The 15,856-nt window shown below is 35.9% G+C and carries 12 protein-coding genes; 8 read left to right on the top strand and 4 right to left on the bottom strand.

Features of this window, described 5'->3' with window-relative positions:
- The 3 genes from VNJ50_RS09775 to VNJ50_RS09765 all read right to left on the bottom strand — a co-directional run.
- Positions 1–1,420 (bottom strand): Ig-like domain-containing protein (locus VNJ50_RS09775; protein WP_325581366.1); only part of this gene is annotated, 1,420 nt, incomplete at its 3' end.
- A 603-nt stretch (positions 1,421–2,023) separates the two neighbouring features.
- Positions 2,024–3,862, bottom strand: coding sequence for a M56 family metallopeptidase (locus VNJ50_RS09770; RefSeq protein ID WP_325581363.1), 1,839 nt, complete (start codon positions 3,860–3,862; stop codon positions 2,024–2,026).
- A gap of 20 nt (positions 3,863–3,882) precedes the next feature.
- A complete protein-coding gene (locus VNJ50_RS09765; protein WP_325581361.1) occupies positions 3,883–4,260 on the bottom strand; it encodes a BlaI/MecI/CopY family transcriptional regulator in 378 nt (125 codons plus the stop codon).
- A gap of 284 nt (positions 4,261–4,544) precedes the next feature.
- Between VNJ50_RS09765 and VNJ50_RS09760 the strand changes: the two genes are divergently transcribed.
- From VNJ50_RS09760 to VNJ50_RS09730, 7 genes are all read left to right on the top strand, one after another.
- On the top strand, positions 4,545–5,495 hold the full coding sequence (locus VNJ50_RS09760; RefSeq protein WP_325581359.1) for a calcium/sodium antiporter: 951 nt from the start codon (positions 4,545–4,547) through the stop codon (positions 5,493–5,495).
- Between the two features lie 122 nt (positions 5,496–5,617).
- Positions 5,618–7,804 carry a glutamine synthetase III gene (locus VNJ50_RS09755; RefSeq protein WP_325581357.1) on the top strand — a complete coding sequence of 729 codons (2,187 nt, stop codon included), beginning with the start codon at positions 5,618–5,620 and terminating at the stop codon, positions 7,802–7,804.
- 245 nt (positions 7,805–8,049) lie between these two features.
- Positions 8,050–8,172, top strand: coding sequence for a hypothetical protein (locus VNJ50_RS09750; protein ID WP_325581355.1), 123 nt, complete (start codon positions 8,050–8,052; stop codon positions 8,170–8,172).
- 441 nt (positions 8,173–8,613) lie between these two features.
- The gene (locus VNJ50_RS09745) at positions 8,614–9,270 is read left to right on the top strand and encodes a Curli production assembly/transport component CsgG (protein ID WP_325581353.1); all 657 of its coding nucleotides are present in this window, start codon (positions 8,614–8,616) and stop codon (positions 9,268–9,270) included.
- A 36-nt stretch (positions 9,271–9,306) separates the two neighbouring features.
- Complete coding sequence (locus VNJ50_RS09740; protein ID WP_325581351.1) at positions 9,307–10,485, top strand: AIR synthase related protein; 1,179 nt, start codon at positions 9,307–9,309, stop codon at positions 10,483–10,485.
- 30 nt (positions 10,486–10,515) lie between these two features.
- Positions 10,516–11,472: a DUF3078 domain-containing protein gene (locus tag VNJ50_RS09735; RefSeq protein ID WP_325581350.1), complete on the top strand. Its 957-nt coding sequence runs from the start codon at positions 10,516–10,518 to the stop codon at positions 11,470–11,472.
- A gap of 193 nt (positions 11,473–11,665) precedes the next feature.
- On the top strand, positions 11,666–14,218 hold the full coding sequence (locus VNJ50_RS09730) for an adenosylcobalamin-dependent ribonucleoside-diphosphate reductase (protein WP_325581348.1): 2,553 nt from the start codon (positions 11,666–11,668) through the stop codon (positions 14,216–14,218).
- Positions 14,219–14,265: 47 nt separating this feature from the next.
- Here the strand turns inward: VNJ50_RS09730 and VNJ50_RS09725 are convergent, their stop codons facing one another.
- Positions 14,266–14,925 carry an ATP-binding cassette domain-containing protein gene (locus VNJ50_RS09725; RefSeq protein ID WP_325581346.1) on the bottom strand — a complete coding sequence of 220 codons (660 nt, stop codon included), beginning with the start codon at positions 14,923–14,925 and terminating at the stop codon, positions 14,266–14,268.
- A 456-nt stretch (positions 14,926–15,381) separates the two neighbouring features.
- Here VNJ50_RS09725 and VNJ50_RS09720 point away from each other — a divergent pair.
- The coding region (locus VNJ50_RS09720) for a PCRF domain-containing protein (RefSeq protein WP_325581344.1) at positions 15,382–15,856 on the top strand (475 nt) is incomplete at its 3' end.

The following is a 15,856-nucleotide window of genomic DNA, read 5'->3' as shown; positions in this document are numbered from 1 at the left end:
GTGACAGCGTACCTTCCAATGTGTCCGGGTCTGTTGAATTGACGTAAGTTATGGCCGAAAGCCCTGGTAAGGTATCCGAGATAACTACATTGGTCAATTCAACATTGCCCGTATTTGTTGCCAAAAATGTATAGGTAATCACTTCTCCCGGCTCGGCAAAATTTCTATTTTTATCAAAATCGGAGCTTTTGAGCAAGGTCAAGCCAGGGTTTTCCACGAGTATCCTTACCGTTGCCGTAGCACAGGACGTTGAGCTAGAACATATGGTATATTGAAACTGGTCCAGTCCCGTAAAACCAGGAGCTGGCGTATAGGTTATTGTGCCATCAGGATTGATCTCAATAGTTCCGCCATTGGTGGTGGTTGGAGGAACGGTATAAGAATGCAAATCATCCTGGGTGTCAGGATTGTCGTTTGCCAATATGTCAATGGTTACCGGGATGCCGATGGGCGTACTGGCTTCATCGTTATTGGCTATTGTGAGTTCAAGTAAATCGGTGTTATAGGCTATAAAAGCCACATCACTCGATCCTCCAAGTTGATATACCAAGGTAACGGCGTCTTTAGAATTGGTTGACGTTATGCCAAAATCTGCGGCATCAAAGGCGATCATTCGGAGCTGACGCTCGCCATTTATAAATCTAGGATCTTGCGTTCCACTACCATCAGTCGGATCAAAAAAGTCTGAATAGGTATTGCCCAAATGGGGTGTTGTAGTTTCAAATGTTACTGAAATTTCTGTTCCTACTACATTTCCCGACGCATCTTCAAACCAGATTCTGTCCGTTTTACCTCCTGGTTCCGCCGTCTGGGTGACCACGATATCCGGTATGGCATCTCCAATGGCATTGGTATTGGTAATTCCGCCGGTAATGGCAAATCGCAAAGGGTCACTTTCAGGAATATTGGTAAAGGCCGAGCCCAAATCTAAACCCTGCGTTCCGTAGGTGAGTACTTGCCCAACGCCCTGGGGTGCAGAAAAAGGAGGGGGGATGTTATTGTCGGTAATATCTCCAATAAGTCCGTTGGGAACACCGTCCCATAGCTCTCCTAACTGTAAAAACAAGAACTGACCGCCTGATGTCGGGTTAAAGTCACCTACAGGTAAGGCTTGATATTTGCCAGGTGTAAATCCCGGAGGGAGCTTTGCATCGTCAATGCCCGTAGCATAGGTGGTACCGTTCCACTCAAATCCCAAAAGGTGGTGCTGGTTTCTGGGGCTATAATTTTCATTGGTATTCAAATCCGAATCCCAGGCGACACCTGTACCCACTGAGTCAAATCGGCCCTCAGTCGGATTGTAATCCGTAAAAATACGGGTCACTGGTATTATTTGTGCATTCACCTGCGGTGCCACCAAAAACGCAGCAAGTGCCAAAAATTTTATTTTCTTTAGAAAACGAGTAAAAGTAGTATCCATATATGCTATTGGTATTGTTGGTTTTAATACATAAACTGATTGTTTAATAAATGTAGGGCATTTCCTAGCGTAAATTGATTTTTTTGAATAACATTTCCATTTCTTTTTTATCTTAAAAAGAGGTGCCTGATTCTAGTAGTTTAGGCTTGTTTTTTTAACTTTTTACAGAAAGTCGCAAAGTTATAAATATTTCTATTCCAACCTATAAACTCGTTGTGCAATTTATATAATCGATGAACGGACCGCCAATTTCACCGGTCGATTTTTCCATACTCAGCAATCAGGTTTGGCTCTTGTGTTTGGAAGAAGGGCGATCAAAATTGAATTATCAATATGACCGTGAAAACTTAAGGGCTTGGAACATGTTTTTTACTGTTAGTCGCTCTGGAGAAATCCGTTTATCGACGAACCTGCGTTGATAGAATATATTTGGGGAAATAAAGAGAGAGCAAGTTTGGTTTCGCCCGATTTTCCTTGATTCATCTTTTAACATGTGGTAGAAAGTCAAGGGAAATACATTAAATATAGTTTTTGTCGGGCACCAATAAAAAAGCCTAAAATCAATTACAGATTTTAGGCTTTATTGTCGTTTTTTAAAAACGGCTATTCTTTTTTTAAGTTGACAATAATTACACCATTTTTACCTTTTTCACCATATTTTTCGGTCGCTTTTTTGTCTTTTAAAACATTAATAGATTCAATAGAATTGGTGTCAATAGCGTGAAGTTCTTCGGCTGTAATTTCTTTTCCATCCAAAATGTATAAAGGATTGCTGTCGCTTTTGGTAGTGGCAATAGAGATGTTGTTTGTTTTTTTGTTTTGATTTTCGGACAATGAAATCAGTTGGCCGCTTTTGGATTTAACGTAAGATGGGTCATTAGATAGAATAAGTAAAACGCCATTTCCATTGGTGTCACCATATTTTTTAGTGGCTTCCTCATCTTTTAAAATGGTAATTGATTTAATTGTATTTGGAGCAATATCATTCATTTCTTCTGGATTGATTTTATTTCCGTTTAAAAAAATTAAGGGTGCCTTTTCGGGGTTATTGATGAGGTTGTTGCCATTTATTTTATTAATATCTGTTCCTATCGCATGAAAATTCTTGTTTTTACCAGTGGTCCACGTAATGGTGTCAACTGTTGTTTCGTTAAAAATAGAATCTTTAGCATTTTGGTCGCTGCTTTTATTTGAAGATGCTGTTGTTGTTGAGCTAGTTGTGGATGAGGTTACAACAATCACTTTTTGGCCATTATCTGTAGTGTCAACATCAAAAGTTTGACTCAATCCAGAAATTTGTTGTCCCACATTTAAAGCGTCATCAGAAGGATTCATTGAAATTTCGATAGGTTGGATGGGTTCTGACGATTTCGTAGCATGATTGCCAGTGCTGTTTTTGTATTTGAACTGGATTTTAATGTTTGTGATTTCATCTTTTGAATTCCGTTTTAAATTGTCGAATGAAATAGTAGCACCGTTATCGGCAAGTTTATTTTTGATAAAATCCAATTGTGAATCTTTGGTATCTTTTGTGACGACAAATTTTATAATGTTTTGTTGGTCGTCAACAATGCCATTGGTCGTTTTGATAGAGGTCTGAGCAATAATTTTGGTATTGAAATTCATGGCGAAAACAACCAAAATGGGTATGATAATGCTGTATTTCCAGCAGTTCATAAAATGTGATTTTGATGTGTGTAGCATAACAATTCGTTGTTTGATTGTTGAATTATAAAAAGTGTTGATAAGTATATTGTTGTTTTTTTGTACGCAGGTTTTTACCAATAACTTTTGATACAGTTTCTGATAAGATGTTTGCTTCAAGGTGTCGCGATCAGCAATAAATTCCAAGTTTTGTTTTAATGCTTTTCTGTACAACCATATGATCGGGTTAAACCAAAACAGTGCAGTGGCAAGATGGATGAGGAGTACATCAATACTATGTATTTGCTGTGCATGCACTTTTTCGTGTTCCAAAATGAGTTGAAGTTCGTCCGCATTAAATTGCTTGGGATTGTAAACTATCCATTTGAAAAATGAAAATGGTGTGGTATCATGATCGGTTTTGATGTGCAAATATCCATCAACGGCGTTTTTGTTGTTTCTTTTTAGCATAAAAGCTAAGGAGATTAGTTGAAGAGTCAATTTTCCTAAAAAGAAACTGACGCCAATAACATAAGTCCAAATAAGTAAAACGGAAATATCAAATGGTTCAGTACTATTTTCAAAAGTTGTTGTTTCTGTTACGGCTATCATTAATTGTGTTGATTGTATGGCTTCTACATAAACAGGTATGGTAAACATTGGAAATAGAATAGCTGTAAACAAGCCAGCTATCAAAAAAAACCGATTGGCCGTGAAGAAGGTTTCTCTCTGTAAAAACAGCACATAGCACACGTAAAAAAGTGTGATAATGGCATTTGTTTTTAATATATACTCCATGGTTAATTGGTTTTTGAAGTTTAAGAATTGGTGTTTTTAGAATTTTCAGATTCAATTAGTGCAATAATGTCCTTAAGTTCCTCAATGCTTATTTTTTCTTCCTTAGCGAAAAATGATACCATATTTTTATAAGAATTGTTGAAATAATTTTGGATGGCAGTATTCATAAATCGCTTTTTGTAGGCTTCTTTACTGATAATGGGAAAGTACTGATGGGTTTTACCATACGCAGTATAGCTTACATAGCCTTTCTCTTCGAGATTTCTGATTATTGTAGATAAGGTGTTGTAATGTGGTTGACCTTCTTTGATTTCTGCAAGAACGTCCTTGACAAATGCTTTATTTAACTTCCAAAGGATGTGCATGATTTCTTCTTCCTTGTTGGTCAGTTTTTCCATGAGTGTTTTTTGGGATTATGTAATTATGATAATTGATTTTAGAATTCAAATATAACTGTTTTTATAGTTGTATAATTGTTTTTGTAGTTATTTAACGTTTTTTTTAGTTTGAAGTGTTTTTGCATAAATTCTAAAGGATTCTAAAGTGATTTTTGAAGTTGTTTTTTTAGATTGTTGAAGTTTTATTTGTTGGATCTGTCTTCATTGTATTTTTTTTAAATCAAAAATATCAACTCTTCTATAGCCATAGGATTATAGTATCTTCGCAATTCAAATTATTAATTATGGCATTTGTTTGGATATTATTAGGTTTTGTCTTTTTGGTTATAGGTGGTGAGTTTTTGGTGCGTTCGTCTGTCGCACTTTCTCTGAAATTGAATATTCCCAAGTTGATCATAGGGATGACTGTCGTTGCTTTTACAGCATCTGTTCCGGACATTTTAGTGAGTTTGCGTGCCGTCTTGGATGGGTCTAGTGATATTGCTTTAGGAAATATTATAGGATCGAATATTGCGAATGTAGGTCTGATTTTAGGGCTTACGGCTTTTATTTTTCCAATGGTTATAGATAAAAGTTTTAACGGGTTTATTTGGTCGATTACCATGCTGTTCACAGTAGCTTTATATTTTCTTTTAAAAAGTGGGCATGTCCTTGATCGAAGGGAAGGTGTTGCTTTGGTGTTATCACTAATTGTATTTATTGTGTTAGCAATCCATCGATCTAAAAATAAGGTTGATGCACCAATTGTACAGCTCGACCAATCGCTTCAAGCTGTAACTGGATTTAAAATTGCAATATGGTTAATAATAGGAGCAGTGACCCTTTATTTTGGCAGTGGCTGGCTTGTTTTTGGAGCTCAACAAATAGCTGTTTCATTAGGTTTTAGTGAGCGTGTAATTGCTGTTACTGTTGTTGCTATTGGGACAAGTGTTCCAATATTGGCAACTTCACTAATGGCGGCATTTAAAAAGGAGCATTCACTTTCTGTGGGTAATTTAATAGGTGCAAACATTTTTAATGTTGGAGCAGTGCTTGGTATTACTGCAATGATACACCCAATTGATGTGAAAAACACCCAAATATTAAATAACGATATGTTGTGGATGATTGGTTTTGCTTTTGTAGTGTTGTTCTTGGCTTTTCTTCCTAAAAAACTAGTTATCGGAAAATTCAAGGCAATTTTTCTATTGGTACTTTATTTCGCTTTTATCGTTTCTGTGCTTTATGCCCCATAAAATTAGGGGTGCTGTAAGGTTAATTTGATTATTTTGCATCAAGACCCTATTTTTTATAGGGTATAAAATTATTTTTGATCATTTTTTCATACTTTTGCGACATAATAATTAAATCGATAATTATGTCAACATTACGTTTCCATGCTATTAAGAAAACCTTAGATCGTAAACCTGTTCATATTAATGAGACACAGCGTCGGTCTGCCATTTTTGGTGAAAATGTTTTTAATGAATCTACGATGCGCCAGTTTCTTACCAAAGAAGCTTTTGAGAGCGTCATGTCTGCCATTCAAACAGGTACAAAAATTGACCGTTCTGTAGCAGATCATGTTTCGTCAGGAATGAAGGAATGGGCCATTTCTAAGGGAGTAACACATTATACGCACTGGTTTCAACCATTAACAGGATCTACTGCCGAGAAGCATGATGCCTTTTTTGAGACCATAGGAAACGGCATGGCCATTGAGAAATTTTGTGGAAGCCAGTTGGTGCAACAAGAACCGGACGCATCGAGTTTTCCCAACGGAGGAATAAGAAATACGTTTGAAGCCCGTGGCTATACGGCTTGGGATCCAACTTCGCCAGCCTTTATTTATGGAACAGCGTTGTGTATTCCCACCGTTTTTGTGTCTTATACCGGTGAAGCTTTAGATTATAAAACTCCATTATTAAGAGCATTGTTTGTCATGGATAACGCTGCGGTTGCCGTATGTAAGTATTTTGATAAAAACGTAAAAAAGGTGAATACCTCATTGGGTTGGGAGCAGGAATATTTTTTGATTGATAGTGCTTTGGCAGCTTCAAGACCCGATATTGTACAAACAGGTCGTACTCTTTTGGGACATTCGGCGGCTAAAGGCCAACAGTTGGATGACCATTATTTTGGCTCTATTCCTGCTCGGGCTTTAGCTTATATGAGGGATTTGGAAGTAGAATGTATGCTTTTGGGAATTCCGGTTAAAACAAGACATAATGAAGTCGCGCCAAACCAATTTGAGTTGGCGCCAATTTATGATGAAGCGAACCTTGCCGTCGATCATAATTCGTTATTGATGGATGTGATGGGGAAAGTTTCAGAACGGCACAATTTTAAAGTTTTGTTTCATGAAAAACCATTTGCAGGTGTTAATGGTTCTGGAAAGCACAATAACTGGAGTTTGAGTACGGATACCGGGATTAATTTGTTGGGTCCAGGAAAAACGCCTATGAGCAATCTACAGTTTCTAACTTTTTTCATTAATACAATTAAGGCAGTCAATGACAATGAAGAGTTGTTGCGTGCTGCTATAGCATCCGCAAGTAATGATCATCGTTTGGGGGCAAACGAAGCTCCGCCCGCCATCATGTCTGTTTTTATTGGGGAGCAATTGACAAAGGTTTTGAATGAGTTGGAGAATGTGACCCACGGTATCTTATCGCCAGAAGAAAAAACTGATCTAAAACTTAATGTTGTTGGTAAAATACCAGATGTGTTATTGGATAATACAGATAGGAACAGAACTTCCCCTTTTGCATTTACAGGTAATAAATTTGAGTTTAGAGCAGTAGGATCAACGGCTAATTGTGCAAATCCGATGACCGTTTTGAATACCATTGTGGCAAAACAATTGATAGATTTCAAAATCGAGGTAGATGATTTGATTGATAATAAGAAAATGAAAAAGGATGATGCCATTTTTAATGTATTGAGAGATTATATCAAAAAATCAAAACGCATTCTTTTTGAAGGGAACGGATATGGCAAAGCTTGGGAGAAAGAAGCGGAACGACGAGGATTGAGCAATCATAGGACTGCCCCGGAGGCTTTAAAAGCAAAAGTGTCTAAAAAAAATATTGAGCTTTTTGAAAGAATGGGGGTTTTAAATAGGGTGGAATCTGAGGCGCGTTATGAGATAGATATGGAAGATTATATCATGCGCATTCAAATTGAAGGCCGTGTGCTGGGAGATATTGCGCGTAATCATATTGTTCCTGTTGCCGTTCAATATCAAAATCGATTGATAAAAAACGTCAAAGGATTGAAAAAAATATATGGTAAGGATTTTAAAAAATTTGGTCAAGAGCAACTCAATCTTATCGAAGATATTTCGGCCCATATTTCGGCCATAAACTCGGATGTCACAAAAATGACCGACGAAAGAAGAGCTGCTAATCTTATCGAAGACTTTGAATTGAAAGCAAATGATTATTGCTTTAAGGTAAAGCCTTTGTTTGACAGTATTCGCTATCATTGTGATAAGTTGGAATTATTGGTAGACGATGAACTTTGGCCAATGACTAAATACCGCGAATTGTTGTTTACCAACTAAATTGAATCTTTTTTATAATATTCTCAAAAAAACCTCTTTAATAGAGGTTTTTTATTTCATTATTGGTTGGAACCTTTAGGAAGAGTAAAAATCCATGCATTGATTATGGTTAAAAACTGTATTTCGTCTTGATAAAATGCAACTAATCGAAAAGTTCGACAAACCGTAAAGATAGTTGCTCAAACACTTACAATCAATGTCTTAATTTTATAAATTTGTCTCGCTATTAATCAATATTTGTAAAAATGAAAAAACTTATTCTGAGCGTTGCTGCTTTGGCGTTTGCAACCTATTTGTTTTCTCAAGATGATTCTAAAGATGATACTTCCGCAGTAAAACAAGATACTGTACTCTTGGTTCATGAATAATTTTAAGATATTTAAATGTCTTAAGTAAGTCATTAGTTAAGAGTGTTTTAAATAGAAAGTACTGCTTCTTTGGTTGTATTTTGAAAACATAAAAAGGACATCTAATTAAAATTTAGTTGTCCTTTTTTGTTACTATTGTTTTCTTGAATAAAAAAATTATGAAGAGGCAAAATGTGATTTCTCTGAGTTTTTTTATTACTTAGCTTTCGCTTACAGCCTGTTTAGATTTTAACGGCATATTTTTTTTTAAAGTATTTATTTTTCTTAGTTTTTTATGCTCTTTTTAGCATCTTTTAACCTTTGATGACTTGATTTAGCCCGCTAAATTTGCATTATCAAAAATAAAAATCTATCTAAAATAACTTTAAAAATTATATGTTTTTTAGCTCAGTTTTTATTGGATGATCAAAATGAACAACAATGATTTGTAGATGCCTTTTTGTGAAAACATTTTGCCTGGTAGGCTTAATGCTATGTCATTTTAAATCTCTGGCACAAGAAAGCAATCGGGCCGATGCTGATTATTTCTATAAAAAAACCTTCTTTTATGACCAAAGAGGTGTAAACGTGATTGAGTTGGCTGTGGGAACGTCAAATATTAATGGTGATTTGCCCAGTCCAATTTTTGAAATTGCGTCACGTATTGGCTATAAGCATTTCATGTTTCCACATTTAAATATTGGATTTACTTATAACAAATTCAATATCGCTTTTGAAGATGTTTATAATGAGGGGTTTATGTCTTTTGACCTGAATTTGGAATATGTTGCGTCTCCATATCAAAGTTTTTCTCCATTTTTATTTGCTGGAGGTGGGTATAATGCCTCTAACTATTTTGTGCAGACTGCAACTAAATTTCAGGGTGGTGGAGGCGTCGAAATAATAGTTGCCACAGGTTTTGGCTTAAAAATCATGGCCGACTACAATTATGTTATGAGTGATGAGCTTGATGGTGTCGTATTTGGAGCATCTGATGATGCCTACTGGCGTGTCTTATTTGGTGCCAATTTCTACTTTGGTGGGCAGAATAAGAAAGAAAGGATTTTAAAAGGGGTGCCGACCATTATTAATTCAAATCCGATTATTAAGGAAAACTAAAATACAATCCTTATTTTTGTGCATCCAATTAAAGTTATGAGTCAAGACGTAAGTAAAAGATATGCACAACGGGGTGTTTCAGCTTCAAAAGAAGATGTGCACAATGCTATTAAAAACATTGATAAAGGCTTGTTTCCGCAAGCATTTTGTAAAATTGTTCCTGATTATCTCACCAATGACGATGAGTATTGTTTGATTATGCATGCCGATGGTGCTGGTACAAAGTCATCATTGGCCTATATGTACTGGAAGGAAACTGGGGATATTTCCGTTTGGAAAGGGATTTCGCAAGATGCCTTGATCATGAACATCGATGATTTATTGTGCGTTGGAGCGACCAGTAATATAATGTTGTCTTCAACTATTGGTAGGAATAAAAATTTAATTCCTGGCGAAGTGATTGCTGCTATTATAAATGGCATGGAAGAATTGATTGAAGAACTTAAATCCTTCGGGGTAACTATACATTCTACAGGTGGTGAAACCGCTGATGTGGGCGATTTGGTCCGCACGATTATTGTTGATTCTACAGTTACAGCGCGGATGAAACGCTCCGATGTTATTGATAATGCTAATATTAGGCCTGGTGATGTTATTGTAGGCTTATCCTCTTCAGGACAGGCAACTTATGAGAATGAGTATAATGGCGGAATGGGCAGTAATGGTCTTACTTCTGCGCGACACGATGTATTTCATAAATATTTGGCCGAAAAATTCCCAGAAAGCTTTGATGCGGCTGTTCCAGAGCATTTGGTGTATTCGGGTAAGGTAAAATTGACCGATGCCGTTGAGGGTTCTCCTATTGACGCTGGGAAGTTAGTGCTTTCGCCAACACGTACTTATGCGCCAATCATCAGTAAAATTTTATCAAAATATAATGCTGATGATATCCATGGAATGGTGCATTGTAGTGGTGGTGCCCAAACCAAAATTCTTCACTTTATTGATAATCTGCATATCATTAAAGATAATTTATTCCCAATTCCTCCGTTGTTCAAATTAATCCAAGAACAGTCCAATACCAATTGGAAGGAAATGTACCAAGTGTTTAACTGTGGGCATCGTATGGAGCTTTATGTATCGCCAGCTATAGCTGAAGATTTGATTTCAATTTCAAAATCTTTTAATGTAGATGCACAGGTCATAGGCAGGGTAGAAGCTTCAAGTACAAAGCAGTTGACTATTAAAAGTGAATTTGGAGAGTTTGTATATTAATTCAATCTAAACCCTTAACCAACTATTTTAATGAGAAAAATTTTAGGAATAGGCATGCTTTTAATATGCCAGTTTTCGTTCGGTCAAACGGCAAATGTTAAAGCCGATTCGTTACCTGTTGTTAAAAAATCAAAATGGACACAAGCCAATAAAGCCAGTATTGATGTTAGTGAAGTGACTTTTGTTAACTGGAACGCGGGTGGTAGTAATTCTATTTCTGGGCTTTTGGGAGTATCCTCTACATTAAATTATACCAACGAAAATTTTTATTGGAAAAGCAAAGGTGACATTCGGTATGGCGTAAACAAGCAGGAAAGTCAAGGAATGCGAAAAACTGAGGATATTCTTGAAATCAGTTCTAATATGGGCTATCGAAAAGATTCTTTGACCAATTGGTTTTTTTCAGCACATTTTAATTTTAAGTCGCAATTTACCAATGGCTATAATTATCCTAATAAAGACAATTCTATTTCTAAATTTATGGCACCGGGATATATGTTTATAGGTGGTGGAGCCGAATATGGCAAAGATTTGGAGAAATTTTCCTTCTATTTTTCACCATTAACGGTCAAAACAACTTTCGTTTTGGATGAAACATTGGCCAATAAAGGTTCTTTTGGTGTGGAGCCTGGGATTTATGATCTTGATGGAAATCTGATAAAAAATGGTCAAAAAGTGAAAAATGAAGTTGGAATTTTGGTCACGCATTTTTTTGAAACAGAAATGTTCGAAAACATAAAAATCTCAACCAAACTTAATTTATATACCGATTATATTAAAAGTTTTGGAAATGTGGATGTGGATTGGCTTGTGAATTTTGAATTTAAAGTCAATCAATTTGTCAGAGCTATCTTGACCTCACATCTTCGATATGATGATGATATCAAGATTTCAACCCCTACTGATGTTGCGGGAGAATTCATCGAAAACGGCGCAAGAGTCCAGTGGAAACAACTCCTTGGTGTTGGTGTTGCTATTAATTTTTAGGATTTCAGATTGTTTTATTGTAAAATAAATTTGTCAACTTTTTAATGTTGATAAATATTTAAAACACTGATAATCAATAATTAAAGCCTGTTTTATTGTTAACTCTGTGGTTTAAGTGGTTTTTAATGTTGTTTATTTTTTGTTTCTTTATGCTTTCAAAAAATAATGTAAAAAACCATAAAGCATAAACTCCATGAAAGTTGATACCCTCACAGCTTCTACCAAGATTTATACACAACAAGAAGCTTTTGATTTTGCCCTTGATTATTTTAATGGTGATGATTTAGCCGCTCGTGTTTGGCTAAATAAATATGCCCTGAAAGATTCGGATGGTAATATTTACGAATCGACACCCAATGATATGCATCGTCGCATTGCAAAAGAAATTGCACGAATTGAGGCGAAATACGAAAATGCCATGTCAGAACAAGAGATTTTTGATCTTATCAAAGATTTTAAATATATCGTGCCACAAGGTAGCCCGATGGCCGGTATTGGCAATCCGTATCAGATTGCTTCACTTTCTAATTGTTTTGTGATTGGTAATTCTGGAGATTCAGATTCTTATGGAGGAATTATGAAAATTGACCAGGAGCAAGTTCAGTTAATGAAACGTCGCGGTGGAGTAGGGCATGATTTGTCGCACATTCGTCCAAAAAGCTCTCCGGTCAAGAATTCTGCATTAACTTCTACAGGAATTGTGCCGTTTATGGAGCGTTATTCCAATTCTACTAGAGAAGTTGCACAAGATGGTCGTCGTGGTGCATTGATGTTATCTGTTTCTATCAATCATCCAGATTCTGAAGATTTTATTGATGCTAAATTGGAGCAAGGTAAAGTGACTGGTGCCAATGTTTCTGTAAGGATCGATGACAACTTTATGGAAGCCGTGAAAACAAATGGTCAGTACACCCAAAAATATCCGATTTTTAGTGATAATCCTAAGTTTTCAAAAACTATTGATGCTAATGGCATTTGGAAAAAAATTGTACATAATGCTTGGAAATCAGCAGAACCTGGCATTTTATTCTGGGACACTATTATTAATGAATCGGTTCCGGATTGTTACGCCGATTTGGGATATAAAACCATTTCCACCAATCCATGTGGTGAAATCCCGTTATGTCCATATGATTCTTGCCGCTTATTGGCCATCAATTTATTTTCATATGTAGAAAAACCTTTTACAAAAGAAGCTTATTTCAATTTCGAGTTGTTTAAAAAGCATGTGACAGCAGCACAGCGAATTATGGATGATATCATTGATTTGGAATTGGAGAAAATCGATGTTATTCTACAAAAAATTGATGCCGATCCTGAAGGAGAAGATGTTAAATCTATTGAAAGAAATCTATGGGTGAATATTAGAACAAAAGCTCAAGAGGGTAGAAGAACAGGCGTTGGAATTACAGCAGAAGGCGATATGCTTGCCGCTTTGGGTATCCGATATGGTAGTGAAAAAGGAAATGAATTTTCAGTAGAAGTTCATAAAACCTTGGCATTGGCCGCATATCGTGCATCGGTTTATTTGGCTAAGGAGCGCGGTGCATTTAAGGTTTTTGATATTGAACGAGAAAAAAATAATCCTTTTATTCAGCGTTTAAAAGCTGCAGATGAAGAATTATATTATGCGATGTCTGAATATGGCCGGCGCAATATTGCTTTATTGACCATTGCGCCAACTGGGACCACGAGTTTAATGACGCAAACGTCCTCTGGGATTGAGCCTGTTTTTATGCCGGTTTATAAAAGACGCCGTAAGGTAAATCCTAATGACAAGGATGTGCGTGTAGATTTTGTAGATGAGGTAGGCGATTCTTGGGAAGAATATGTGGTGTTCCATCACCGATTTAAACAATGGATGGAAGTTAACGGTCTTGATCTTGATAAAAACTACGACCAAAAGGAACTGGATGCTTTGATTAAAAAATCACCTTATTATAAAGCCACGTCCAATGATGTAGATTGGATGAGCAAAGTATCTATGCAGGGGGCTGTTCAAAAATGGGTGGACCATTCTATCAGTGTTACGATTAATCTTCCAAATGATGCGACCGAAGAATTAGTTGGCCAATTATATATGGAAGCTTGGGAAGCCGGTTGTAAAGGGGTTACCGTGTATCGTGACGGGTCGCGCTCTGGAGTATTGATTTCTAATGATGAGAAGAAGGAAGATGAGTTGGAAACCTTAACTGCATTTCCCACCAAGCGTCCACAAATATTGCAAGCTGATGTGGTGAGATTTCAAAATAACAAAGAAAAATGGATTGCGTTTATCGGATTGATCGATGGCAGACCCTATGAAATTTTTACCGGTCTTGCAGATGATGAAGATGGTATTTTGATTCCGCGTTGGGCAAATGAAGGATTGATTATTAAAAACAGAAATGAAGATGGTACTTCGCGCTATGATTTTCAATATACCAATATAAGAGGTTACAAAACGACCATTGAAGGCTTGTCTCATAAATTTAATCCAGAATACTGGAATTATGCCAAAATGATTTCAAGTACATTACGATATGGGATGCCAATAGACAAAGTTGTGGATTTGATCAACAGTTTGCAATTGGATAGTGAATCCATTAATACCTGGAAAAATGGTGTAGCCAGAGCATTAAAACGTTATGTTGAAGATGGAACGCAAGTTAAAGGGCAATCGTGCAGTGCTTGTAAATCCGAAAATCTAATTTATCAGGAAGGTTGCTTAACCTGTAAGGATTGCGGATCTTCAAAATGCGGGTAATATATTGATAATGAATGTAAAAAGAAGGCTTTTTTGGCCTTCTTTTTTTATATAGTATCAACATTAAGATAATTATAAGTTTCGAGTTCTTTTGAATGCTTAATTTGTTTCGTGCAACCATTATTTAAAAGATAAAGTGTATCGCAGATATCGATAACATCTTTATAATAATGATCGGTGATCAAAATTGCTTTTTGTGATTTTTCTGATGTTATTAAACTTTTTATTTTTTCAATGTATAAAGGAGCAATATTGGAAAAAGGTTCGTCCAATAAAACAATCTTTCCTTTCTGTTTTAAAACGGCGTACGTTTCGATTACACGACGTTCGCCTCCTGAAAGATTATTTAATTTCATGTGATAATATGTAGAAAAATTTTCAAAATGATTTGTGAAATCCTCCCAGTCCAATTGTAGAAGATAAAAGAGTGTTTTAATTTTTAAATGGTTGGGCGTAAAATGCAGCTGTGGTAGGTAAGATATAATCTTTAGGTAATAAAGAGGTTTTTGTATTGCTTGCCCATCAATCCTAATAAGCTTGTATTTTGGTTGTAAGGCTCCAAAAAGTATTTGCAGCAAACAGCTTTTTCCACTTCCATTTCTTCCTAAAAGACCAACAACTTTGCCGGTTTCAAGTTTTAAATAAACGCCGTTTAAAACTCGTTTGTCATTAAAATATAACTCTACATTATCCAGTTCAATTATCATATAAATGCTTTAATTATCAGTAGAACGGTAATAGATATTAATGTATCAATCAAAAAAACTGCTAAGAATAATTCCCGTGTAGAAATTCCTAAATTCTTATAAAAAACCAATTTGCGCTTGGAGCTAGTTTCATTTGTATAATACCAGATAAATATGGTTAAAAGAAGTTTTGTGGTAATGCAGGTTAAAATGTAAGGACTGAAAATAATTATCAAAATAGTGACTGCCATGGACCATAAAAAGTACGGCTTATAAAATAAGACAATGGCTTCCAGACGGTGAATCATAGTGTTGAAACGATTTTTTTTTGATTTTTAGTTTTTAATACCAATCTAATCTGATAGTTCTGAATCGGGACTAAAAATTTAAAAGACGATGATTTTCATTAATCAGAAATAAAATTCCCGATTCAAAATTCAGAAATTATTGTACTTTTGCACCACAATTAAACCTTATATGTTAGACAAGTTACAAATAGTAAAACAACGCTTTGATGAAGTTAGTGATTTAATCATTCAACCGGATATTATTTCTGATCAAAAGCGTTATATCGAACTCAATAAAGAATATAAAGATTTGCGAAAGTTGGTGGACAAACGCGAGGAATATATTGAGTTGACTAACAATTTGGCTGAAGCTGAAGAGATTTTGGATGATGGCAGCGATGCGGAAATGGTTGAAATGGCCAAAATGCAATATGAAGAGGCAAAAGAGCGCATTCCAAAATTGGAAGATGAAATCAGGTTTATGTTGATCCCAAAAGATCCCGAAGATAGTAAAAACGCGATTATTGAGCTTCGCGCAGGAACAGGTGGTGATGAGGCAAGTATTTTTGCCGGCGACTTATTTAGAATGTACACTAAATATTGTGAAAGCAGAGGATGGAAAGTTGATACGGTAGATTATAGCGAAGGTACCAACGGCGGATTTA

The organism is Gelidibacter sp. (assembly GCF_035577925.1).
Taxonomy (GTDB): domain Bacteria; phylum Bacteroidota; class Bacteroidia; order Flavobacteriales; family Flavobacteriaceae; genus Gelidibacter.
This window is presented reverse-complemented; position numbering and strand designations above follow the sequence as displayed.

Bases quoted from the DNA above. Each gene is read 5' to 3' on its own strand.
- VNJ50_RS09725 (WP_325581346.1), bottom strand. From the start codon at position 14,925: ATGATAATTGAACTGGATAATGTAGAGTTATATTTTAATGACAAACGA.
- VNJ50_RS09755 (WP_325581357.1), top strand. From the start codon at position 5,618: ATGTCAACATTACGTTTCCATGCTATTAAGAAAACCTTAGATCGTAAA.
- VNJ50_RS09735 (WP_325581350.1), top strand. From the start codon at position 10,516: ATGAGAAAAATTTTAGGAATAGGCATGCTTTTAATATGCCAGTTTTCG.
- VNJ50_RS09765 (WP_325581361.1), bottom strand. From the start codon at position 4,260: ATGGAAAAACTGACCAACAAGGAAGAAGAAATCATGCACATCCTTTGG.
- VNJ50_RS09770 (WP_325581363.1), bottom strand. From the start codon at position 3,862: ATGGAGTATATATTAAAAACAAATGCCATTATCACACTTTTTTACGTG.
- VNJ50_RS09730 (WP_325581348.1), top strand. From the start codon at position 11,666: ATGAAAGTTGATACCCTCACAGCTTCTACCAAGATTTATACACAACAA.
- VNJ50_RS09740 (WP_325581351.1), top strand. From the start codon at position 9,307: ATGAGTCAAGACGTAAGTAAAAGATATGCACAACGGGGTGTTTCAGCT.
- VNJ50_RS09750 (WP_325581355.1), top strand. From the start codon at position 8,050: ATGAAAAAACTTATTCTGAGCGTTGCTGCTTTGGCGTTTGCAACCTAT.
- VNJ50_RS09760 (WP_325581359.1), top strand. From the start codon at position 4,545: ATGGCATTTGTTTGGATATTATTAGGTTTTGTCTTTTTGGTTATAGGT.